21 protein-coding genes are annotated in these 24,130 nt (G+C 37.9%); 13 read left to right on the top strand and 8 right to left on the bottom strand.

The annotated features are described in order from the left end of the window. Nucleotides 1-64: 64 nt before the first annotated feature. The 7 genes from paaA (at nucleotide 65) to AC27G3_RS01000 (ending at nucleotide 6,970) form a co-directional block, all read left to right on the top strand. Nucleotides 65-1,057, top strand: a complete 993-nt coding sequence (gene paaA / locus AC27G3_RS01030) for a 1,2-phenylacetyl-CoA epoxidase subunit PaaA (protein WP_487117963.1) — start codon at nucleotides 65-67, stop codon at nucleotides 1,055-1,057. Nucleotides 1,058-1,059: 2 nt separating this feature from the next. Continuing rightward, complete coding sequence (paaB, locus tag AC27G3_RS01025) at nucleotides 1,060-1,347, top strand: 1,2-phenylacetyl-CoA epoxidase subunit PaaB (RefSeq protein ID WP_487117962.1); 288 nt, start codon at nucleotides 1,060-1,062, stop codon at nucleotides 1,345-1,347. A 14-nt stretch (nucleotides 1,348-1,361) separates the two neighbouring features. Then, a complete protein-coding gene (paaC, locus tag AC27G3_RS01020) occupies nucleotides 1,362-2,174 on the top strand; it encodes a 1,2-phenylacetyl-CoA epoxidase subunit PaaC (RefSeq protein WP_487117961.1) in 813 nt (270 codons plus the stop codon). 4 nt (nucleotides 2,175-2,178) lie between these two features. Then, nucleotides 2,179-2,712, top strand: a complete 534-nt coding sequence (gene paaD, locus AC27G3_RS01015) for a 1,2-phenylacetyl-CoA epoxidase subunit PaaD (protein ID WP_487117960.1) — start codon at nucleotides 2,179-2,181, stop codon at nucleotides 2,710-2,712. Nucleotides 2,713-2,775: 63 nt separating this feature from the next. Then, entirely contained in the window at nucleotides 2,776-3,861 is a 1,086-nt protein-coding gene (locus AC27G3_RS01010) for a 2Fe-2S iron-sulfur cluster-binding protein (RefSeq protein WP_487117959.1), read from the top strand. Nucleotides 3,862-3,873: 12 nt separating this feature from the next. After that, nucleotides 3,874-4,824 carry a PaaX family transcriptional regulator gene (locus tag AC27G3_RS01005; RefSeq protein WP_487117958.1) on the top strand — a complete coding sequence of 317 codons (951 nt, stop codon included), beginning with the start codon at nucleotides 3,874-3,876 and terminating at the stop codon, nucleotides 4,822-4,824. Nucleotides 4,825-4,858: 34 nt separating this feature from the next. Next, nucleotides 4,859-6,970, top strand: coding sequence for a 3-hydroxyacyl-CoA dehydrogenase NAD-binding domain-containing protein (locus AC27G3_RS01000; protein WP_487117957.1), 2,112 nt, complete (start codon nucleotides 4,859-4,861; stop codon nucleotides 6,968-6,970). Nucleotides 6,971-7,094: 124 nt separating this feature from the next. Here the strand turns inward: AC27G3_RS01000 and AC27G3_RS00995 are convergent, their stop codons facing one another. The 5 genes from AC27G3_RS00995 to msrA form a co-directional block, all read right to left on the bottom strand. Beyond that, nucleotides 7,095-7,982: a hypothetical protein gene (locus tag AC27G3_RS00995; RefSeq protein ID WP_487117956.1), complete on the bottom strand. Its 888-nt coding sequence runs from the start codon at nucleotides 7,980-7,982 to the stop codon at nucleotides 7,095-7,097. Nucleotides 7,983-8,279: 297 nt separating this feature from the next. After that, nucleotides 8,280-8,825, bottom strand: coding sequence for a PEP-CTERM sorting domain-containing protein (locus AC27G3_RS00990; protein WP_487117955.1), 546 nt, complete (start codon nucleotides 8,823-8,825; stop codon nucleotides 8,280-8,282). A 34-nt stretch (nucleotides 8,826-8,859) separates the two neighbouring features. Further along, on the bottom strand, nucleotides 8,860-12,558 hold the full coding sequence (locus AC27G3_RS00985; RefSeq protein ID WP_487117954.1) for a PKD domain-containing protein: 3,699 nt from the start codon (nucleotides 12,556-12,558) through the stop codon (nucleotides 8,860-8,862). Between the two features lie 314 nt (nucleotides 12,559-12,872). Then, nucleotides 12,873-13,496 (bottom strand): peroxiredoxin-like family protein, encoded by a 624-nt coding sequence (locus AC27G3_RS00980; RefSeq protein ID WP_487117953.1) that lies wholly within the window; start codon nucleotides 13,494-13,496, stop codon nucleotides 12,873-12,875. Nucleotides 13,497-13,615: 119 nt separating this feature from the next. After that, nucleotides 13,616-14,155 carry a peptide-methionine (S)-S-oxide reductase MsrA gene (gene msrA, locus AC27G3_RS00975; RefSeq protein ID WP_487117952.1) on the bottom strand — a complete coding sequence of 180 codons (540 nt, stop codon included), beginning with the start codon at nucleotides 14,153-14,155 and terminating at the stop codon, nucleotides 13,616-13,618. 208 nt (nucleotides 14,156-14,363) lie between these two features. Here msrA and AC27G3_RS00970 point away from each other — a divergent pair, with 208 nt between their 5' ends. Further along, a complete protein-coding gene (locus tag AC27G3_RS00970) occupies nucleotides 14,364-15,659 on the top strand; it encodes a sensor histidine kinase (RefSeq protein WP_487117951.1) in 1,296 nt (431 codons plus the stop codon). Between the two features lie 9 nt (nucleotides 15,660-15,668). Next, the gene (locus tag AC27G3_RS00965; protein ID WP_487117950.1) at nucleotides 15,669-16,229 is read left to right on the top strand and encodes a response regulator transcription factor; all 561 of its coding nucleotides are present in this window, start codon (nucleotides 15,669-15,671) and stop codon (nucleotides 16,227-16,229) included. A gap of 61 nt (nucleotides 16,230-16,290) precedes the next feature. Here AC27G3_RS00965 and AC27G3_RS00960 read toward each other — a convergent pair whose 3' ends face one another. Beyond that, entirely contained in the window at nucleotides 16,291-17,409 is a 1,119-nt protein-coding gene (locus AC27G3_RS00960; RefSeq protein WP_487117949.1) for a DUF3083 family protein, read from the bottom strand. Nucleotides 17,410-17,542: 133 nt separating this feature from the next. Between AC27G3_RS00960 and AC27G3_RS00955 the strand changes: the two genes are divergently transcribed. The 4 genes from AC27G3_RS00955 (at nucleotide 17,543) to AC27G3_RS00940 (ending at nucleotide 22,083) form a co-directional block, all read left to right on the top strand. Further along, nucleotides 17,543-17,758 carry a DUF3820 family protein gene (locus tag AC27G3_RS00955; RefSeq protein WP_487117948.1) on the top strand — a complete coding sequence of 72 codons (216 nt, stop codon included), beginning with the start codon at nucleotides 17,543-17,545 and terminating at the stop codon, nucleotides 17,756-17,758. Between the two features lie 193 nt (nucleotides 17,759-17,951). Next, on the top strand, nucleotides 17,952-18,899 hold the full coding sequence (locus tag AC27G3_RS00950) for an extracellular catalytic domain type 1 short-chain-length polyhydroxyalkanoate depolymerase (protein WP_487117947.1): 948 nt from the start codon (nucleotides 17,952-17,954) through the stop codon (nucleotides 18,897-18,899). Between the two features lie 116 nt (nucleotides 18,900-19,015). After that, nucleotides 19,016-21,268 carry a TonB-dependent receptor gene (locus tag AC27G3_RS00945; protein WP_487117946.1) on the top strand — a complete coding sequence of 751 codons (2,253 nt, stop codon included), beginning with the start codon at nucleotides 19,016-19,018 and terminating at the stop codon, nucleotides 21,266-21,268. Nucleotides 21,269-21,396: 128 nt separating this feature from the next. Then, complete coding sequence (locus AC27G3_RS00940) at nucleotides 21,397-22,083, top strand: response regulator transcription factor (RefSeq protein WP_487117945.1); 687 nt, start codon at nucleotides 21,397-21,399, stop codon at nucleotides 22,081-22,083. A gap of 79 nt (nucleotides 22,084-22,162) precedes the next feature. On the opposite strand, the gene AC27G3_RS00935 is transcribed toward AC27G3_RS00940, so the two are convergent. Together AC27G3_RS00935 and AC27G3_RS00930 are read right to left on the bottom strand one after the other, a co-directional pair. Then, nucleotides 22,163-22,666, bottom strand: a complete 504-nt coding sequence (locus AC27G3_RS00935) for a PEP-CTERM sorting domain-containing protein (protein ID WP_487117944.1) — start codon at nucleotides 22,664-22,666, stop codon at nucleotides 22,163-22,165. Nucleotides 22,667-22,861: 195 nt separating this feature from the next. Then, nucleotides 22,862-23,746 (bottom strand): MYG1 family protein, encoded by an 885-nt coding sequence (locus tag AC27G3_RS00930; protein ID WP_487117943.1) that lies wholly within the window; start codon nucleotides 23,744-23,746, stop codon nucleotides 22,862-22,864. Nucleotides 23,747-24,130 lie beyond the last annotated feature (384 nt).

Genomic DNA, 24,130 nt, shown 5'->3' with positions numbered 1-24,130 from the left:
TGAGTATCATAAATTTAAGTTGCTTAGATTTAAGCACGTCAAAATTTTTAGGGAAGTCGCATTTATGCAAGCCATCAAAACTCATGACAGATTAACGCAAGAGCAGGAATTAGCTAAGTTTGAGCAAAAAATTGCTGATGAACAAAAGATAGAGCCTAGTGATTGGATGCCTGAAGCGTATCGTAAAAACGTAATTCGCCAAATGTCACAACACGCTCATTCAGAAGTTATTGGTATGCAGCCAGAAGGAAACTGGATCACGCGAGCCCCTACTTTACGTCGTAAAGCTATTTTGTTATCGAAAGTTCAGGACGAAGCCGGACATGGTTTATATCTTTATAGCGCGACAGAATCCCTTGGTATAACGCGTTCAGAAATGATTGCTGCCTTGCAATCAGGCGAAGCAAAATATGCTCAAATTTTCAATTATCCAACACTTTCATGGGCTGATATTGGTGCGATTGGTTGGTTAGTTGATGGCGCGGCAATTGTTAATCAAATAACTTTGCAGCGCACGTCTTACGGACCCTACGCACGAGCTATGGTAAGAATTTGCAAAGAAGAGAGCTTCCATCAGCGCCAAGGGTACGAAATTATGTATGAGCTTGCCCAAGGAACACCTGTGCAAAAGCAAATGGCGCAAGATGCATTAAATAGGGTGTGGTGGCCATCTTTGATGATGTTTGGTCCACACGATGCTGAATCTGCTCATTCTAGTCAATCTATGGCTTGGAAAATTAAACGTATGTCTAATGATGATCTTAGGCAGAAGTTTATTGATCAAACCGTTCCACAAATTGAAATACTAGGTTTAGAGATGCCCGATCCTGAGATTAAGTGGAATGAATCTCGCGGCCACTACGATAGTGGCGAAATTAATTGGCAAGAATTTAAAGAAGTGGTCAATGGCTCAGGCCCTTGTAACTACCAACGCATAAAACACCACAAAGCAGCGCACCATGAAGGTGAGTGGGTGAGAGAAGCGGTTCGCTCATATCGCTTAAAGCAAAAAAATAAAAAGCAAGTCGTTAATACATCAACAAAAACAGGAGAGTAATCATGGAACAAGAAAAATTAGCCGTTTATGAAGTGTTTATTCGCTCGAACCGTGGTTTGGATCATAAGCATGTAGGTAGCCTTCATGCTGAAAGCCCTGAACATGCTTTGATGTATGCAAGAGATTGTTATATTCGCCGCTCTGAAGGCGTTAGCATTTGGGTGGTCGAGTCTACCGATATTACTGCCTCTGAAGAAAGTGATATTGAAAGCTTTGTTGAGCCTATGGATGACAAGCCTTACCGCCATGCAACACATTATGTGTTACCTGATCAAGTGAGTAATATGTAATGGAGACTTTAGTTATGGATAGCTTGCAGGAAAAAAGCTCACCTAATCCAGAAACATTAAGTTTTGATATTGAGCAGCAGTCAGCACTTTCTCGCTTTGTACTTGGCTTAGCTGATGATGCTTTAGTGCTAAGTCATCGATTATCGCAATGGTGTTCAAATGCCCCCTATTTAGAAGAAGACATTGCACTTTCTAATGTTGCTTTAGATTATATCGGCCGCGCAAGAATGTTCTATCAATATGCTGCAGAGCTTGAAGGTAAAGGAAGATCAGAAGACGATTTTGCCTACCTAAGAAATGAGCGAGAGTATACTAATTTATTGATTCACGAACTGCCCAAAGGTGATTTTGCTTTTACTATGGTTCGCCAATATTTTATTGATGTCTTTAATTATTTATATTTAACGCAATTAATTCATTCTAAAGATGAAAGAATCGCTGCAGTGGCGGCCAAGTCGGTCAAAGAAAGTCGTTATCATTTAAAGCGAAGTGAACCTTGGATAACACAATTAGCACAGGGGAGTGATGAAAGTCGTCAACGAATATTACGCGCCCTTGATGAGTTAAAAGACTTTACTGGTGAATTGTTTGATATGCCTGAATGGGAGAAAACTTTAGTTGAAGCAGGTATCGCTGTTGAGCGCTCTATTTTGCAAGCTGAGTGGGACAAACAAGTTCAGCAACTGTTAAGCGAGTCGTCGATTGAATATTTAGACAGTCAATTACAAATACGTGGTGGCAGAAATGGCATTCACACTGAACATTTAGGGCATATGTTGTGCGAAATGCAATATTTGCAGCGCAGCTATCCTCAAATGGACTGGTAAATATATGCACCCAGACTCATTAAATTCTGTAGAAGTTATCCCGACACTTCATCCTATGTTTGCAGAGCGTGTTCGTGCACGTAAGAATTCACCATGTGGTGAGATTTGGCAGATTTTAGATTCGGTTTACGATCCTGAATTACCCGGATTAACACTTTGGGATTTAGGTGTTTTACAAGATGTGAAACACACGAACGATATTGTTAATGTTGTTATTACGCCAACGTACAGTGGTTGTCCTGCGGTAGATGCGATGAGCGAAGACGCGAAAAAAGCGCTTAACAGTGCAGGGTATCAGCAAGTAGAAGTAGAAGTGGTGTTAACCCCTGCATGGAATACCGACATGATATCTCCGGCAGGCAGACAACAATTAAAAGCTTTGCACATCGCACCACCTAGTAACAATGACACAATTAACTGTCCGGTTTGCCACAGTAATAAGACGCAAGTGCTCAGTGAATTTGGTTCAACCGCATGTAAAGCTATGTATCGCTGCGATCAATGCATGGAAGTATTCGATTATTTCAAGCCTTTGTAGCCATCATTTAAAAGCCGTCCCCCTTTAATCACAAGTTATTAATAAGTTGTAGCAGAGAATATTATGAGCACAGAATTTTTTCCTTTAACTATTTCAGCCATCGAGCAATTAACAAAAGATTCGGTAGCGATAAGTTTCGATTTGCCGCAATCACTGGCGTCAAAGTTCACTTATCGACAAGGCCAACATTTAACCCTAAAAGCTGATATTAACGGTGAAGATGTTCGTCGCTCGTATTCTATTTGTCAGTCTGTACTCGAGCAAAAACTACAAGTGGCAATAAAAAAAATAGACCAAGGGTTATTTTCCAATTTTGCTAACGAGCAATTAAAAGTGGGTATGACACTTGAAGTCATGCCGCCTCAAGGGCATTTTTATACCGAGCTAAATCCAGACAATAGTAACCATTATTTATTTTTAGCCGTTGGCAGCGGCATTACCCCTATTTTGTCACATATTCGCTCAATTTTAGCTGTAGAGCCTAAAGCAAAGGTAACCTTGGTGTATGGCAATAAATCCACGCCGTTAATGATGTTTAAAGAAAAAATTGCTTTCATTAAAAACGAATATCTTACCCGATTTGACTGGGTAAATTTATTTACTCGTGAAGAACACGAAGCTCCTTTGTTTAATGGCCGAATAAGCGCGCAAAAATTAATTGACTTAGATAAAGCAAATGTCATTCAAATTAGCGCCTTTAGTGATGTGTTTCTTTGTGGGCCTGAAGAAATGATAACAGATGTAGTTAACGCATTTAAATTTTGGCAGTTTAGTGATCATAATATTCATTATGAACTGTTTTATTCTGGTGCAGCGAATAATGAAGCAGCGAATAAAAAAGCCAAACGGGCAGCGCAATACGGTGAAGCGAAAAGCCAAGTTTCAGTGAAGGTTGCAGGTAGAAAAACCTTTATAGATTTAGCGATGGACGGTGACAACATATTAGACGCCGCGATGGAAAGTGGTGTCGACTTACCCTTTTCTTGTAAAGGTGGGGTGTGTGCAACTTGTAAAGCTAAAGTCGTTAAAGGAAAAGTGGAAATGGACATTAATCATTCGTTAACCGAACAAGAAGTTGCAGACGGTATGATTTTAACTTGCCAGGCGCATCCGGTAAGTAGCGATGTTGAAATAGACTTTGACGTATAACAAGAAAGAATTATGACCATATCACAATCGACAAGTCACATTTTAAATCCCTTAACAGACTTTACTCGCCAGCGATGTGAACAAGCTAACTTTAGCTGTAAATCCTATATAGTAACTATTTTTGGTGATGTACTGACGCAACATAACGATTGGCTTTGGTTGGGGTCATTAATTGAAGCCTTAGAGCCCCTTGGATATTCAGAGCGCTTGATCCGAACGTCTGTTTTTCGTTTGGTACAAGAAGATTGGCTACAAACTAAAAAAGTAGGGCGGCGCAGTTTTTATGCCTTTACCGACTCAGCAAAACGACATTATGAAAAAGCGGCGCGTCGAATTTATGCCGACAAACAAGAGCAGTGGCATGGTCATTGGCTAATTGTGTTACCTACCTTTGTGCCAGAAAATGCGCTAACTAATTTTAAAAAACAACTCAATTGGTTAGGATTTAGTAGTATTTCATCAGGGGTTTTCGCACATCCCTCTTTAAATCAATCGTCGCTGGAAGATACGTTAACTGAATTAAACCTGACCGATTCAGTGGTGGTATTTCAGAGTAAAACCATTGACGACTCATCTGCTAATGTACTTAAAAATTTGGTAGAAAAGCGTTGGAAATTGGCAGAATTAGGCGAGCAATACCAACAGTTTATTAATCGTTATCAGGCGTTTAATTCTCCAGAGCTATTGAAAAAAATCACCGATAAACAAAGCTTTGTACTGCGCACTTTGTTAATTCATGAATACCGACGGATCTTATTGAAAGATCATGAGCTACCTGAACAAATGTTACCTAAAAAGTGGCAAGGGTTTTTAGCGCACCAGTTGGTTAAATCGCTATATCTTGCGCTAGCAAAATCATCGCTAAAATATATTAATCATGCGCTAGAAAGTTCACATGGTCATTTACCAACTGAGCAAGCGAGCTTCTGGCAGCGTTTTAGTGGTTCTAATAATAGTATTTAAATAATTGCAAAAAAATAAATTAAATGAGAGTCAAATGACAACTAACCAGACAGCTCAAGTGGTCACCGTAGCGTTAAATGCAGGAATAGCCATTATTACCATCGATTATCCGCCAGTGAATGCATTATCTCAGCAAGTAAGAGTCGGTTTGATTAATGCTATTAATGAGTTGGAAAATAATCATGCCGTGAGCGTTATTATTCTTCGATGCCAAGGGAAAACCTTCATCGCAGGCGCCGACATTAAAGAATTTGGTAAACCAGCCACAGAACCCTATTTACCTGATGTAGTTAACCGTATAGAAAATTGTAGCAAACCTGTTATCGCTGCCATGTTTGGCACCTCTTTGGGAGGCGGCTTTGAAGTCGCGCTAAGTTGCCATTATCGCATTGCTTTAGCTAGTGCTAAAGTAGGTTTGCCCGAAGTAAATCTAGGATTAATTCCAGGCGCGGGAGGTACGCAGCGATTAATGCGCCTTGTTGGCCCTGAAAAAGCGTTAGAGATGATTACCTCTGGTCGTCACTATCAAGTTAATAGTTTTGTGAATACGCCTTTAATCGATGGTGTTGTTGATGATTTAACATTGAATAAACATCCAGATACTGAATCAGTGCTAGACAAATATACTGTTAACTTTGCTGAACAACTGATTAATGCCAATAAGCTATTACCACCGCGTGTCGGTGAAATAAAAGTAAATAGTGAGGACTTCGATTACTCGCTTGCCAAAAAACAAGTGATGAAAAAAGCGCGAGGACAAGCTGCGCCATTAATCGCATTTGACGTTTTAGACAAAACAAAAGCCATGTCCATTACCGATGGTATGGCATATGAGCGAGAACAATTTTTAGCACTAAGATCCTCAGCACAATCGGCTGCGTTAATTTATGCGTTTAGCGCAGAAAAAAAAGCGAATAAAATTAATTATTCAGCATCGCCACTTAAAGTGCAGCAGGTGGGAATTATTGGCGGCGGTAATATGGGATCAGGCATTGCGACCAGTTTTCTATCAGCTAACTTTTCAGTTCAACTCATTGAGCAATCTAGCCAAGCACTAGAGGCAGGCTTAGCACGCATAAAAAGTAATTTTGCACATAATGTTAGGCGCGGAGGTATTTCTCAGTTGGCTGCCGATAAATGTTTAGCAAAGCTATCAGGGAGTGTCGAATATCAAACATTAGCCGATTGTGATCTTGTGGTGGAAGCCGTTTTTGAAGATATTGAAGTTAAAAAACAATTATTTAAAAAGTTAACAACAATTTGTAAGCCTACGGCAATTTTGGCTACTAATACTTCTTATTTAGATATTAACGCCATTGCAGCAGCGACTCTTCGCCCAGAGCAAGTGGTTGGTATGCACTTTTTTAGCCCTGCTAATATTATGAAGCTACTTGAGGTTGTGCAAGCAGATAAAACCAGTGAACAAGTGATTGTCAGTGCGATGCATGTGGCTAAACAGCTAAAAAAAGTAGCGGTGCTAGTGAATGTTTGTTTCGGCTTTGCAGGTAATCGTATGTACACTCGATATGGTCGTGAAGTACAGCAAATGTTACTTGAAGGGGCGGAGATAGAGCAGATTGACAAGGCATTAACCCAATGGGGGTTTGCCATGGGCCCTCTTGCGGTGCAAGATTTATCTGGTATTGATATTGGCCATAATGCCCGTAGCGCAAGAGAATTCCCAAGCCATGATAAGGGATACTTTAGAGCAGCCGCCACTTTGGTTGGCGCTGATCGTTTAGGACGAAAAACTAGTGCAGGTTTTTACGATTATAATGAGCAAGGCAAACCAGAGCATTCAGCTAAAGCCGCCACATTGATTAAAGAAAAAGGTATGACTTTAGGCTTCGAACAACGATCATTCACTGATGAAGAAATTGTAACGCGCGCCTTATTGGCCTTAATTTCAGAAGGTTGTGCGTTAATGGCAGAAGGGATTGTGCAACGAATGTCGGATATTGATGTCATTTGGTTGCATGGTTATGGTTTTCCTCGATTTAAAGGAGGCCCTATGTTTCAAGCACAAATATTAGGCTATGCCAAAATTAAACAACAACTGACAGAAGTTAGAGCGGGATTAACAAAGGAAAATGCAGAACAGATTTGGCCGACTATTGATCTTAACTTTCTTAAGCTGAAGAGTTAATTGAGTTAATTGAGCTAATTTTTAATTAAATTATCGAATGTTTTTAATATCGAAGGTAAGAGTCAGCTAAGTTAATTACCAACAAGTGTAACCACACTTGTTGGTTTAGCTGTGAAGTTGCGTATTAATAATAGGTTTTATAAACCTCTCGGCCCCATGCAAGTAGTACATCATTAAGCTTAGCGGCTATTTTATCATCACATTTTTTTGAAAATACGATGGCGTCATTAGCGATATCGTAATTAACAAAACTTAAGCCTTCATCACTATTAACATTAGTTAATGCAAGGTTTAATCTAAGCTTATCCTGATCCGGCTTTACGATATGGGTCACGATAAAGGAAGCTGGCTTTTTACTGCAATGACCAACAATTCGTTTATTTTTAATCGTTAAACTACTGTTTTCTTCATCTAAAACAATTTGTGTGGGAGCTGTGACTCTTTTCGTTGTCGTTTTAGGTTTTGATTCTGTTTTTGATTTAGGTGTTGATTCGGTTTTGACTGCAGCTTTAGGCTTGGTCTCCTTTTTAGCTTTAACTTTAGCTTTAACTTCAACTTTAGGTGCAGTTTCTACTTCGGAGGCTGACTCCATTTTAGATTCTGGGGCTGGCTGTATTTTAATTTCTTTAGCGGGTTTGGCTTTAGGTTTGGTTTGGCTTTTAGTCTCTGGTACTAGAGCCTTTTCTACTTTAGGTTCTATTGTTGCAGGTTCAACTGTTGCTGGCTTCTCTATAATAGGAGATTTCTCTTCAACTTGAGCTGTTACTGCTACTTTCGCTTCTTCAGCGTTGTCTCGTTCTTCTTGGATATGTTTATTTTTTTCGATTTCATGAATAAGATCATGTGTAACCGTGTTGGCGTTTTCTACTTCATCAAGCATCGGATTGATAGGGGTGGGAGGTAAGTTACGTTTTACGGGGTCTGGTGCCTTTTCTACAGACTCAGCAGCTTTATTTTTACCAAAACCTAAACGTTTAAAAAAATTAATGATAAAAGACATATTTAACTGCATTTGATCCTCACCTACAAAAATAAACAAATCGTTTGAATAATGAACAAGTCTTTACATTACCAGTAAATTGTCTTGCGTAAAAGAGTGTAGTTTAAGTTTTTTCGTTTTTCGCTCAATTAAAAATTTCAAATAAAACAGAATGTTAATTTGAGCTTTTCTATCGACAATTGTCTATTTCAGATTTACATGCAGGTGCGCTTTAACGTTGTAGCTTGCGAGTAATTTATGAAGGAGGTGGGTAGGGCTAAAATAAAAATAAGGGCGCAATACCCTTATTTTTAGTAAGTTAACGATTTATTACTTTACCTTTCGGCGAGTACTTATTAATGCACAGCCTGCTAACATAAGTAAAGCAATAGACGTTGGCTCAGGGATCGCACTAACGTTAATCGAGTCGGTACCCGAAAAAGCAATATTATAATCACTAAATGCAGCAGGGTTCCAAAAGTCTGTTAATGAAAAACTAGTCAGCCCTTCAGAGTTGGCGATTAAGTTAAAACTGGCCAAAACGAAGTCACCTGCTGCAAAAGGTGATGCATCAGTAAAGAAGTCGAATGATGCACCAAAATCTTGTTCTAAAACCTCTAGGCCATTAAATTCACCTAAACTTGCATCAAATAAGACTAAGTCGCTATTTAACGATGTTTCATCATAGGACATGACTGTGCTATTAAAGTTTAAATCAAAATAAAACATATCGGTTTCATCAAAGTTTTCTGCGTTTATGGTAACAAGAACCGAGTCGCCAACAGAAACTTGCTCTGCTGAAAAATCGATAGTAAGTAGTCCCGCATTAGCGTTCATTGCGAAAACTAGTGTGAGTAAAGTGATAAATTTTTTCATTGTTTTTCCTTTTATTTTTAATTGTATGTGAGTTTTATTGAGCCACTGGGCGACAGCTTTGGGTGTCAAAATCAACAACGAGTGTTGCGTTTGTTGAGCCAACTACTTGTATGTAACTCCAGTAATTAAGACCCTCATCGATTTCAAGATAAATACATGCTTGATTATTTGCTTCAGTTGATGAAGCATCAAAAAGACCTGTCCCAATTTGAGGCCAGCCGGCATTTCGGTAATACAAGGCAACATCATTTTTACTGTGGGCGATGGTAATCGCGATACTGCTATGGTTGTTAACGTTGGGGATAGCAAAATTGCGACTTGATTGTTCACCTAAACAAATCACATTTCCTGCTTCAATGGTACCATCAGCAAATTCAACTTCATTTGCACAATGATCCGTTAATGCGCCATAGTTTACGTTAATAATAATAGTGTCTGAGGCTGTCATACCGTCGTTATCCGTTACGGTTAATACAACAGAGTATTGCCCAACAGTTTGATATGTATGGCTTGGATTTGCTTGATTACTACTTGTTCCATCACCAAAGTCCCAAGCGTAACTAACTATGCGGCCATAATTATCGTTTGAACCAGCACTACTAAATACAGCGGCGTTAAATTGTTCAACATTACTATCGCCTGAAGCTATTGCCGTTGGTGGTTCTGGTGGCGGTGCAATTGTGCTACAACGATCAAACGAACAAAGATTTCTCATTAACCGAACATCGCGTGAATTAATTCTACCATCGTCATTTAAATCAAATGATGGGTGTAGATTTTCACCGTGACGTATTGCGAGTGAAAAACTGCGAATATCATTACTGTCAACATCGCCATCGCCATCTACATCGCCAACAGGGTTTACAATAACTGTCGCATTTGCTGATGCAGTTGCTCCTTCGTTGTCGGTTACCGTTAAACTAATATTGTATTGTCCCGCTTGTACATATTGATGAATAGGTGTTGCTAAATTGCTGCTATTACCGTCTCCTAAATCCCAAAGGTAATGAACAATAGAGCCATCTTGATCAAATGAAGCTGAACTGTTCAAAGTTAATGGGCTATTTGTATAAGCGGTATAATTTCCGCCTGCATCTGCAATAGGTAGTTCATTAGGTAGAGAGTGATCGGCATCATCTCTGATATCGTAATAGGCTTTAAAAGTAACGTCGCTGTAATCTAAGAAGGGATCAATCATGACATTAAATATGCCACCTTCAGTAAATTGACAACTTTCTGCTGCACCAGGACCTTCCCAAGGACGACAACTGAATGATTCCATCGATACAGCCATATTTTGACTCACGTGTAGATCAGGGTCACCACTTGAACCTGCGACAATTTCAATAACTACTAAAGAAGCAGCATCAGGGACACTAAATTTATAAGTGCGCGGCTCACTGCCTTTTGTTGCCGATAAACCAATTTCTTCGGCGAGGTAGTAACGACTACAGTCTTGACAAAGGTCAGCATCGTTGGGGTTATAAAGTGTAATATCGACTGTGGTTGTCGTTGTACTGCTTTGACCCTGATTGTCAGTTACGGTTAAGCTAGCATTATATTGCCCAAGCTGGTTATAAACATAAACTGGGTTTATTTCTGAACTGGTATCACCTGTGCCAAATTCCCAAAAATAGCTAACAATTTCTCCATCAACGTCGATAGACGAATCACCTTTAAAATGTACTTGATGGTCAACCATCGCTTGATAAGTTGGTTGCGTAACCGCAAATGGTGGCTGATTACTATCGTCTTTTGTTTCATAGTAGACATGAAGTTCAGCGTCCCAGTATTCAGCAAATGGGTCGATAAGAATATTAAACTCTCCGCCTTGGGCGAACTCACAGTACTCAGCTAATTTAGCCGCACTAAATGGTTTACAATCGGCTGTTTCTAAATCAACAGCTTTATTCTGACTAACGTACATATCAGGATCACCGCCATAAGCTCCCGCTAGGACGATTACAACTTTTTCTGCACTGTCAGGAATGGTAAATTGAAAGCTTTTCGGTTGAGCACCTGCAGGAGACCACAAGCCAGCTTGCTTAACGACGTGATAACGTTTACTGCCGTCAGTCAACAAAGGATCTTCTACAGATAAAATTTGCAAATTTGCATTATCATAAGCGCTAAATGCATGTATGGCTGCGTGATAACTAGTATTAGTTTTAGGACCTAAAATGCCAACAAATTCTGGTGTACCTGCGGCTTGAAAAGAGGTGAAGTCTGTTTGCCAGCTGCCGTCAGCAAATAATTGTGGTGCTTGGTTTGCTGCTACATACATATCGGGATCTTGGCTATAACCTGATAAGTAAAAAGCAACAGCTTCTGTGTTACTGGGTATATCAACAACAAAATTATCAATCTCGTCTTTTTGTGCAGATAAACCATCATAACTTGCTAAAATATCACCGGTAGGAAGCGTATCCACTCCAGAAACACCATCCCAAGGGTGATCAGCATTACTGGTAAACTCGCCTAAACCTGTGGCGATTAAATTCTCATTTGTCCAAAGAGATGCACGAGCGCTACCATGTAATGCTGCTGTCATGCGTGCCACCTGATCTTGAGTGAACATTGCATAGTTACTGGTATAGTGCATAAAGTTTTCAGTATTTGTAGGCTGGCCAAGACAGTTTAAAGCGTTGTCATAAAGGTCTGTCGATAAAGACATTTGAGGCGTATCACAGCTTCTATCTCCTGTTAAACCACAAAAAGTTTCATTTTCTAATGAACAAGTTTCATCAGAAAAAGTATGAGGTAAGTTTAACCAGTGACCAAATTCATGAGTTAACACAGATCTAAAATTTTCATCGGTGTTATCACCAACATACCAACCGTTGTAAACAACACGAGAAGTATTGGCTTGTGTCATAGTTAAATCTGGGTACCAAGCAACGCCTGAGTTGTTTGTTGAACCATCGTCATACAAGTCGTTCATAATATAAACGTTCATGTATTTAAAGTTATCCCAAGCATCTGCGGCAATTAATTCATCGGCGCCACTGCCATTACCATAACCTGCTTGATCACGTGCGTAGCGCACAATACCGTTGGTTGCTTCGCCACTTGGTGCTATTTTCGCTAAAACAAATTCAATATTTAAATTTTCACGAATTGCTTGGAATTGTGCGGCAATAGGACCATCTTGTGTATTAGTACCAAGGAAATCTTCATTTAACCGCTCAAGAGCATCAATGATTTTCTCATCAGTTAAACAACTTTCTTCTGGGTTATCACAAGTAAATTGTTCGCCATAGACATGAAAAACAACAGGGATGTAGTAACGACCATCAACGCCATTTAGTTCGCCTAGATCATTTTGCATCATAGCTGAGGCTAACGTTCGGTTACTTTTTGCTAATCGAGAAGGCTTCTTTTTTGCTCTTTCTTGGAGTTCACGGCTTAGTTTTTTTTGTAATGTCTTCCAGTTTTGGCCGTTTTCTTCAATGGCACACACTTGATTCACATTATCGATATTTAAAGGATTTATTGGCTTTTGGTGAGCAGAGTGCTTACTTACCTTTTTGCCTGATGTACTTTTATTGAGCTTATATTTACTCGATTTGGCTTTATTTTTTTCAGTAATTGACTTTGTTTTAGTAACTTTAATGGTTTTTTGTTGATTTAAGCCATTAGTGGGTGTTTGCTCACCTGCTTGCGATATTAATGGTGTAGTTAACAGTATTAACATCGACAGACTCATTATTTTTTTAGTGATGTGAGTCATCATGATTCCTATTTGATGTAAATTTTAGACAGTCATGCTTTCTTATTTCAAGTACTGCAATTCGAGGGAATAACTTAAATTTCAAGGCATAGCGTTGTTTTATAATGCAAAATTTTAGTGTTTTATAGCTGCTTAAAATTTGCACGTAAGAATGGTATTATAAATATTATCTATTGTATACACTTGTGGTGGTGTTAAATGTTTTTCAGTAATGATTGCTAAGAAAGGCGGAGTAAAAGGAAGGTATAAATTTAATGAATTAATCAGCGATAGCAATGTCTATCGCTGATTCAGGTTTTCTATAGCTAATTTTGTCGTTATTTAACTAATTTAGCAGCAAGCAATAATAATTGCTCATCTAAACGGACTTTATAGTTAGCATTTACATAGCTAAATTGCACTAAGCCTTTATCGTCAATCACATAAACAGCAGGTGCTGGCAATACTAATCGTTTTTCACCGGCTTGATTTTTTTGTAATGGGTTTGTCAGTTTCATCTTTTCTAGATATCGATCGGTGACTTTTTGTGAAGAGAAAAAAGCTAAACCAAATGCTTGGCTAACAGCAGAGTTATAATCTGAAAGTAACTGGTAAGGTAGTTTTTTATCTTTAATGCTAGCGTTTAAATCGTCAACAGAATCAGTAGAAATGCCAATAAGTTGAAATCCTAACTGGCTTAATTCGCCTTCAATCGCTTTTAGTTGTCCCATTTGTGTATTACAAAATGGACACCATCCACCACGGTAGAAAAAGAGGATTGTTTTTTTGTTATCCATTACTGAGAGTAAATCAACTTGTTCATTGTTAGCTGTTGTTGTGAGTACCGATGGCACTTGCTGACCATTAAGCAATGGCGTTACCTGATCGGCTGTTTCAGCTATTTGTTTAGCTTGTATTGTTAAAGACAGAAGTAAAGCTAAGGTAAAAGTAATTATCCGCATAAAATTTCCTAAGTTGTAAAATTGCATTTCGCTTATAAGACCGCAATTAAGGGATTTATATTCATTTATATTCAATTGTATAGTCAATAGCGAAAAATAATTAGAAGTGAGGTAAATATTTACTTCAACTTACTAGCAAAAGTTTGCTTAAACTTTTTTAATTTAGGTGATACAACCGCTTGGCAATATGGATTTTCAGGGTTTTGATTAAAGTAATCTTGATGAGAGCTTTCTCCTGAATAAAATTGGCTTTGCGCTTTGACTTCAGTAACAACAGGGTCTGGCCAAATTTCATCTTGGTTAATTTCGTCAATTATTGCTAAGGCTTGCTCATGTTGGCTTTCATTATGAAAAAATATTGCTGAACGATATTGGGTACCAACATCATTGCCTTGACGGTTAAGTTGCGTAGGATTGTGTAAGGAGAAAAATATTTCAAAAATCTCACGTGTATTAATGAGTGATTGATCATAAGTGAGTTGCACAACTTCAGCGTGTCCTGTCGTACCAGTACAAACTTCTTCATAAGTTGGCTCGTCAGTGCCCCCTCCCATATAACCTGAAACGGCACTAGTGATGCCTTTAACACTATTAAAAGCACTTTCAATGCACCAAAAGCAACCGCCAGCGAGGGTAATTTTTTGAATATTTGTTGTCATTGTTTAATGTCCAATGTTATTTAAGAGTGATAATAAGCGCACAATAAATTATAGACGTTTAGATGTCTATATGTTTTTTTGATTTTCATCAAAATTTTATCTGATACGACTAAATTTATGTCAGCAATACTATTAAAGTAGAGATATTCAAAATAAGATAGTTGAAATAAGATAGCTATTAGCATTATTACTTAAAAGTGAAGCCTTCATGCAACTGTTGTTAAAAAGAGTCAATCAAGTTTACTTAGTACTTATTCTTCGCAGCGTGGCTATTGCCATACAGTTAATCTTGATTTTGTTTGTTAATTTAATATTGGCTTATCAACTGCCGTGGACACCACTTTTTTCAATTATTATTGTTGAATTACTGTTTACTATAGCGAGCTACTTCTATTATCGTCGATCTGGCTTTTTAGTGAAAAACGTTGCCAGCCAAGTCTCAACTCATAACGAAAGAGTTGCGCCAGATAAAATTGCACTACTTTTGCAAATATGTGCTGATATTTTATTTCTTTCCTTGTTACTTTATTTTAGTGGTGGTGCCACCAATGCTTTTGTTTCGCTGTTATTAATTCCTATTGCGATTGCTGCAGTTACTTTAACCCCCGTATTTTTAGCGCTTGTTGCTGGCTTAGCTATTGCCGCTTACTCTGTTTTGTTATGGCTCATGCCAATGAGCGTAATGCATGGCAATATGGAAGGGCACTTTATTGGTATGTGGATTAATTTTTTGTTTTCTACCAGTGTAGTGGCCTTTGTAGTGGGTAAAATGGCGCGCACGATTAATCAACGGGAATTGGCTATCGCCTCTTACCGTGAAAACTTATTAAAACAAGAGCAAGTCATCGCGATTGGCGTGGCATCTGCTCAGGTTACTCATCAATTAGCAACGCCTATTGCGACAGTTCAATTATTGGCAGATGAGTTATCAGAAGATTTTCCTACTAATGCAGCGATAATCGATATGCAATCAGAACTAAAACGCTGTAAAGAAAGTTTGCAATCGTTTCGACAAATGACCTTTAACATTAAGGAACAAGTCATTGAGCAGGTTTCTTGTTCAACCGTTATGCAAGAAATAAGTGATCATATGGCGCTCAATTACCCTGATATAACGCTAAATACCATAATTAAAAACAATGAAAACAATCTAATTACCATTGACGACGCTCAGGTGTTAGCTGATGCATCTTTGTTGCCAGCGATATTAAATTTGTTGAATAATGCTGTTAGGGCTACAAAAGCAAATGCTAGTATGACTATTGAATTAACCAGCCAAATAATTGAAAATTCTTGGCAAATGGTCATTCGTGATTTTGGTACAGGGTTTACTTTATCGACACTTGCAGAGTTAGGAGTGAAGCCGGTTAACAGTGAACAAGGATTAGGTATGGCAGTATTTTTAAGTCATGCGAGTTTAGAAAGACTAGGTGGAAAGTTAGCACTAACTAATCATCAAGAAGGTGGCGCATTGGTTACTTTAAGCTTACCTTTAAAAAAATAAGAGATGAACATGAAATTATTATTAGTGGAAGATGATCTACCTTTTGCCAATACACTGAGCAGGCGATTAGAAAAAAGCGGATATCAATGTGTTCATATTGATAATGTAAACGATGCATTATTAGCGTGTCATCGCCATCAGCCTAGTTTTATATTACTTGATATGAAGCTTAATAAAGACAGTAGTTTGCCGTTAATAACACCAATTCGTCAGATATTGCCGTCGGCTAGAATTATTTTGTTAACGGGGTACGCGAGTATTTCTACTGCCGTTGATGCAATAAAGCTTGGTGCGGATGATTATTTGAGTAAACCTGTAGATACTCAAACATTACTCGCGGCGCTCAATAACTGCCATGTTAATGAAGTAAACAAATTAAATACGTTAAATAAAAATACCCAAAATCATGAGATACTGCCAGAAGTCACGTTATCTGCTGAACAAGTTGAATGGCAGCACATTCAACAGGTTTTAAAATATAACGACGGTAATATATCGGCAACAGCAAGACAGCTATCAATGCACAGAAGAACCTTGCAACGTAAATTACAAAAACGCCCAGCGCAGTAATAACAATAAACTCTGTTTAGAACGCTAGGCGGTATTGTAACCTAAAATGTTTAAGTAAAACTTACGATAAAACGTCATATGCGACATGTTGATGAAAACGTACAGTGACTTGATCTTTTTCTGGAGATAACTCTAGCTCAGTCGCCATTAAACGCATTGCTTGTTCAATATGGTTAAGAAAGCGTGCGTAATTGGTATCACCGTTTTCATTTTGATGGGCAACGAATATCACTTGTACTTGTTCTGCTAACTCATTGGCGTCCCATTTACTGATCATACCGCATTGAACATGATTGGGGTTATACCCTAGCATTTGTAGCTCACCGTCTTTTACTATGTTTTCATCTGCACGGTAACGCACAATCGGCACTAAGCCATTAGCGATTAATGTGCCATTATTTAAATTATAATGTTTACTTGCTAGTGCATAAGCGTCAGTAATCATGGTGTATAACGGGTTATAAGGATCGCTTGATTGGGGATCTATTTCAGCTAAATTTAGTAAAGCATTAGTTACCGGAATAGTGACAATGGCATACGTCATTTCATTATGGCTGCTAGGTAATGTTACTTGTTGGCTAGCATAGCGATTTTTTACTTGGCGTAGTTTATGGGCAACAGTTTGTGTCGAGCCTTTTTGTTTGGCAAATAAATCATAAGTTAAATGTTGATGATCGCGCAAACGTATCGCTAGGGAATCAAGCTCAATGGCACTTGAAAATTCCACTAGAAGTTGGTCAATTTTAGCGTGTAATCTTGCCGAATTTAATCGAATATCACTGCCTGATGCTAAAAAGAGTAAGTTTATCTTTTTTGCTCTGACATCACCGTCAAAGAAAGATTTAGTGAGTTGATGTACGCAAGGATTGTAATAAAATAGTATCTGCTGGTTGGTTTGCCATTGGTGCATTTCATTGCTGTATCGCACGCGAGGTAATTTATCGTTGGCAATGAATAAACCATTTTCTATTTCAAATTTGTGACACAGTTGAAAAAACATTTGAGATAACTGTTGATAACAAGCTAAATACTTTAGTGAACTTTGTTGCGTCCATTGAGGAGATATTTTATTAAGCAATTCGTCGCTTAGGTTAAATTGCGCGATAAGGTATTGATTATCTCTTGCATTGGCTGGGATATAAGATTTTTGTGCTGCACTTCGTTTTCTAATGATCGACATTGTGACTTCCTGTTTATTAAATCCATTTAAATTCGCTATTTGTTGAGAGTATAAGGTTTTTACATGACATTTTTATGTCATTAATGCAGCTGAATCAGTATGATAAAGAAAAATGTAGTCGAGGAAAAATTTCATGCTAGATGACCAACGTATGCTGGTTGAAGCCATTAATCAGACAATGCCTTTTGGTAAATATGCAGGGCGTAAGTTATTACAATTGCCTGAGCCTTACTTAGTTTGGTTTCACTCTAAGGGCTTTCCAGAAGGAAAGCTGGGCCAACAACTTGCTTTAATGTATGAAGTAAAATTAAATGGTTTAGAAAAAATATTACAGCCGCTGTTAAAATAGCATTGAGGTTATATCTTTGCATATAAGGTCAATGAAATTACTCTGTTATCGCATATTTTGCCTTTATAGAAAAATAGCCAGAATTAGGTGCGTAAGATTAGGCGGGTAAGATGGTAGGGTACTAAAGTAGCATTGCCTATTTATTAGGGTTTCAGTCAATATCAGCATACCATCCACTGATTGTATATCCACTATGTCATTAAAAATTAATACGACTCTTTATACTTTTCTTGCCAGTTTTATATGTTTTTCTGCCAGTGCTAATTTTCAGCCGTTAACGCAATTTGGTGACAACCCCGGCGAACTATCGGCCAGTTATTTTCAGTCAAGTAATACTAGCAATTCACTTATCGTGTTATTGCACGGTTGTGTGCAAAACGGTGAAGCGCTTGCGCTGCAAAGTGGTTTGATGGGCTTGGCTAAACAAAATAATCTCGCATTGTTAGTCCCACAGCAAAGTGGGAATAATAATGTAAAATCTTGTTTTAATTGGTTTTCTGAACAAGACAATCAAAAAGATCAAGGTGAGGTCTTATCGATCAAAAACATGATCTTGGCATTAAAAGAAAAAAAACAATTCAAGGATGTTTATATCGCAGGTCTTTCAGCCGGTGGTGCAATAACTAGCGCTTTGTTGGTTCATTACCCTGAATTATTTACCGCTGGTGCAGTTATCGCAGGTTTACCTTTTCCGTGTGCAAATGATTTAGCCAAAGCGATTTCTTGCATGAGAAACGGTCCTTCCCAATCAATAGATGAACTAGTCGCTAGCGCGAAAGTAGGCAATGAAAAGATTATTAAATGGCCTAATTTGCTGGTTATTACTGGTAACGATGATGCCATTGTAAACCCAAAAAACTCGAGAAGTTTAGCTTTGCAGTGGGCAACCTTGACAAAGAGCGGTGCTAACGAGGTTAAAAATTCCTTACCGAGTTATCAAAAAAGCCAATGGATAAATAACAATAAACAGGTAAAAGTTCAGTTAATCACCATTGATAATATTGGTCATGGTATTGCGGTAAACCCTGCGCTTAATCATGGCGGAACTAACTCAACCTTTTTACCAAAATCTAGCTTTGATTCAGTGACTACGATGTTAGATTTCTGGAATGTAAATGGTAAAGTTGTTAAAAATCAATAGTTAATATGTATACTACTATAGTACAAATTATTTTTTTAATTTTTTGTTATAGAGTTTTAACATCAGTAAAAAACATCAAGCAAGCTGATTAAATATAATTACAATAAGGCATCAATATGAAACGCTATAACAAAAAATTAAGCTATTTAACTTTAGCTATCGCTAGCGCATTAACCTCTCAAACTGTTTTGGCGGCTGAAGCTGAACAAGACAGCCAAGCTGAAAAAAACTCAGGACTTGAGCGCATAGAAGTTACTGCTCGTAAATCGTTAGAAACATTACAAAATGTTCCAGTAGCCATGACGTCTTTAGGCGCTGAAGATTTATCACAACACGGTATTAGCGTAGTAACCGAAATTCAACAGTTTTCTCCTAATACTACTTTACAAGCGAGTCGTGGCACAAACTCAACGTTAACGGCTTTTATTCGTGGCGTAGGCCAAGAAGATCCGTTGTGGGGATATGAGCAAGGCGTTGGTATTTATGTTGATGATGTTTATTTAGCACGTCCACAAGGTGCGGTACTTGATATCTTAGATGTTGAACGTATTGAAGTTTTGCGTGGCCCACAAGGGAGTTTGTACGGTAAAAATACTATCGGTGGTGCTATAAAATACGTCACTAAGAAAATGGCTGGCGATATGGAGTTTGATCTAGAAGGTACTTGGGGAAACTACGCCAGACAAGATTATAAAGTGGCGGGTAAAATCCCAGTGATTGATGACAAGCTTTATGTTGGTTTTGCCCTTGCAAGCTTAACGCGTGATGGCTACGGTACCTTTCTTGAAACGTCTTTACCGAATCAAGATTTAGAAAACTATAATAAAGATGTATTTGCTGGCCGAGTTACGGTTGAATTTACGCCTACAGATGATTGGTTTTTCCGTTTTAACTACGATAAAACACAAGATGATTCAAATGCTAAAGGTGGCTATCGTTTACTACCAAGTATATTAACGAATGCGCCAGTACCAGACAGTGTTTATGACTCATATACCAGCTTACCAACAGAGAACTCTGTTGAGAATGAAGGTTGGAGTTTAACCGCTGAATATTATATTAACGATTTTTGGTCAATTAAATCGGTAACAGCAGCCCGCGAAAACTACTCGCCAACCAACATCGATTTTGATAATACCCCATTACAAATCTTTGATGTTCCTGCGATTTATGACGATACCCAATTTTCACAAGAATTTCAGTTAAACTATTCAGGCGATAACTTAACGTTTGTTTCTGGTTTATATTATTTTGAAACGGAATCATGCGGTAAATATGATGCAATTATATTTCAAGCGTTAACCGCAGAAAAAAGTGGTTGTAATGATAGCGAAAGCTATTCTATTTATGGGCAAGGCTCATACAATGTTACAGAAAAGCTGTCTTTCACTTTAGGTGGACGTTATACCGAAGAAGAAAAGAAAGCCAATGTGAATAGTCAAACATATACTTCTATCGAATACCCTGACTCTGGTTGGATCCCAGGTTATGTACGCGGTGATTTACCCGAAACAGAAGTTTTAAATGGTACTGAAAGCTGGTCAACATTTAATCCTAAAGTTGGTGTTGAATATCAAATTAATTACGACATGATGGTGTACGCAAGTTATGCGCAAGGATTTAAATCTGGTGCATTTAATCCGCGTGCATCATCGAATGAACCTGCCGCCAACCCTGAAACTGTTGATTCTTTCGAAGTAGGGTTAAAAAGTGAGTGGTTTGATAAATTACGTGTTAACGCTACTGTATTTGCACTTGAACACAAAGATCGTCAATACACGAGCGTCGTAGCTAATCCAGATCCAACGATATTAGACACACGCTTAGGTAATATTGGTCAGTCATCTGGAACAGGTGTTGAGCTGGAAGTAGAGTTTGCAGCAACAGACTCATTAAGATTTAACTTTTCTTTGGGTTACATTGATACAGACTTTGATGAAGTTTTAACGTGGAATGGTACGGGGTATGATGATATTACCGACCTTTATACAATATCAAATACCCCTGATACTACCGCTAACTTTGGCGTAACTTATGATCTTGAAACGTCTGTTGGTTCATTTGTTGTTAATGGTAATTATTACTATCGTGGTGACTACGCATTAACTGAGTATAATAACTCTATTAATCAGGAAGCTTATGGTTTAGTTAACTTTGGCGTAAATTGGTATAGTAATGATGGTGACTGGACAGCAGCACTGCATTGGAAAAATATTACCGATGAGGAATATAAAGTGGGTGCTTATGACTTTACAGGCGGCCAAGACGCTAACGGAAATTGGTTGCCAGGTTTTGGTGGTGACACTACGCTAATCGCTTATTATGGTGACCCATCAACAGTCGCATTAACTGTTGGTTATAGTTTCTAATTAGTCAATTAGCTTGATAAAGAGCTGGCTTAGTCAGCTCTTTTTTTCATTATTTAACTGTTCATAAAACCAAAGTGATAAGATAACCCAAGTGATAAAAATTACATTTAAAATAGAGGTAGTATCAAATGGAGAGTTTACTAACGAGCCAAGCTAAAGTAGTGATTGCCGATGATCATCCTTTATTTAGAGCGGCCTTAAAACAAGCCGTTGTTGAAAGTTTTACTGCTACACAAATTCTAGAAACCGATAATTTTACCAGTTTGTTAATTGTTGTTGAGCAAACGCCTTCTTTAGAAATCATTTTTTTAGATCTTCATATGCCAGGTAATAATGGCTTTACAGGACTGAGTCAATTAAGAAATCATTATCCTGATTTAGTGGTGATTATGGTTTCTTCAGACGATAGCCCTGAAATTATGCGTAAGGCGATTGATTTAGGGGCTGCGGCTTTTATCCCTAAATCTGCTGATTTAGTTACTATATCAAGTGCGATTTCGTGTGTATTAGAAGGGGAGGAGTGGTTACCTGAAAATATGTCAGTTCAGAGCCATTCAATACAAGAAAACGATTACCAACGACTAGCCAAACAATTAGAGCAATTAACGCCACAGCAATTTATAGTGCTAACTTATATTGCTGACGGACAATTAAATAAGCAAATTGCTTACGACTTGGATATTAAAGAAACAACAGTCAAAAAACACGTATCTGCAATTTTAGCTAAATTAGAAGTTAATAACCGAACATTGGCAGGGTTAGCTTACCAACAACTACATTTAACCAGTGCTGAAAATACAACGGTCGTAGTTTAGTTCTCAGATTTAGTTATCAATAGCGATAAAAAAAGCACCTTATTTAAGGTGCTTTAATCATGAAACGAGCGGTTAACAATTATTTACTTGTTTTACGAGACGCTAATCCGAGCATAGCTAGAGCAAATATTGCTAAAGTCGTAGGCTCTGGAATTTCGTTTACTGCTAAATTTGTATTACTTACATTTAATCTATGACCACCACCGCCACCGACAACATAACCAAATTTTAAGATTGTAGGCTGGTCAAAAAAAGCTAATTCATTACGAGTAATCGATACTAGTTGATCAGTAAAACTATGCTCAGCTAGTAAACCAAAATCAATCCAGTTTTCGCCAGAAATACTATAATATAAACGTCCTTTTCTGTTACCCCAACCTTGATCGCCCCAGTTAAAAGATAAGTCAAAAGATTCAAATTGATTTGAAATTTCTACGTCAAACCAGTCTTGAACACTATTAGATGCATAAGATGAATTAATATCAGTTGGGTTGTAGCTAGTAATCAGGCTGGCTTGTGCGCTTGCCATAAAACCGAAACATAGAGTAAGTGGTAATAAAACCTTTAAAAAATTAAATTTCATGTAGAAGTCCTGTAATTATAAAACTTGATTAATGTACATTAATATTTATAAAGCATTAATTGGGCCAGTTATTTTATATTGTTATTATTCAATCGTTTAAGTTTTTAATAAACGTAAAATATTACCCTGTGTAAAGTAAACTGACATTTACATTCGTTATTGAACAAGTTTGTATTGCGTTGAACAATCGGACTTTTATGAGCTGCTAACTGCCATTTTTGCCATTTTCATTGTACTTTCAAATGACTTGGCACCGGCGATAAATAATCCATTATGACAAAACATTGCATCGCTTAACCCTGTGACTTCTTGAAGGGCGTCATCCGATAGACCTGCCCATTGTTCAGGTAAAGGCTTTCTGTCATCGAATGATCCAGGTTCAACCGGAACTGTTTGAACACGCCATTGACCTGTAGGTGAAGGGTAAAGTATGTATAAAGCTTCTTGTGATAAAGCATGAACTGTTCTTTTCCAAGGCGTATATTGTTCTAATACGATTATTCTTGGATCTGTAGCATCGTTAATGGCCTGTTCGACAATTGCTTTAGCGTTAATTCCACCAGTTGCGGTGGCGATAAAACGCTTTAGTACACGCGAAGCAAAATTTACTGCTTCTTCAAAGCAAGTATCAAAGTGGCTGTCTTCTTGCCATGTTGGGTTAAACATTGAGATTGTTTGGCTAAGGCTGATCCCTTGGTTTAAGTCTTTGGTTGTCCCTTGAACATACCCACAATCAATAGCATCAATGGTCGATACCAAATCTGCATCAAGCGAGTTGGCGACTTCTTGATTGCCTTGACATATTTGTAAGCCATATTTTTGCCAAATTAAGCCAAACGATGAAAACGGAATACCATTTTCTCGCGCGCCAGCCCCACCGCGTTGGTGATGATCAAAACGGCCATTATCAGGGTTATACTCACCGCCTACATCAAGAACGATATCTGCTTGATTGATAATATCTTTATCTCGGGTACGTATAAGCTTAGACGTTGGAAAAATGCTTTTAAGTGCTGCAACGCTGAAAACATCATCAGCATGAAAATTACCATTGTGCGTTACTATTGTTATATCAGTCATTTATTGAGTGTCGCTTTTGAAAGGAGGTGAATTGGCTATCAGTAAAATTTAAAGGTGGATTCTATAGCAACACGCGCAATAAAAGAAGTTGATTTAATTACTTTGAGGTAAGGTTAATTGGTATAAATGACTAAACTCGCCTACTATTACATTTTTTATAGTTTGAATGTATATAACTTAGGCCATTGTAAAATTGACTTAGTTTTAATTTAGCTGATATAAAAGTGTGAAATTTAATGGTGTAGTTAGGTTTTTCACATATTTTAGAATTATTTTAAATATCAAAATTATCTGAATTAGATTCGTTTCGTAATTAGTTATAGGTTAATCACACGGCTCCAGTATTTTAGTTTTTAGGAGGAATGCTTCTCGATAGTTGTGTAA

Source organism: Colwellia sp. SU-HH01217 (genome assembly GCF_057543495.1).
Note: the sequence above shows the minus strand (reverse complement) of the source record. Positions and strands in the feature narration are given on the sequence as shown.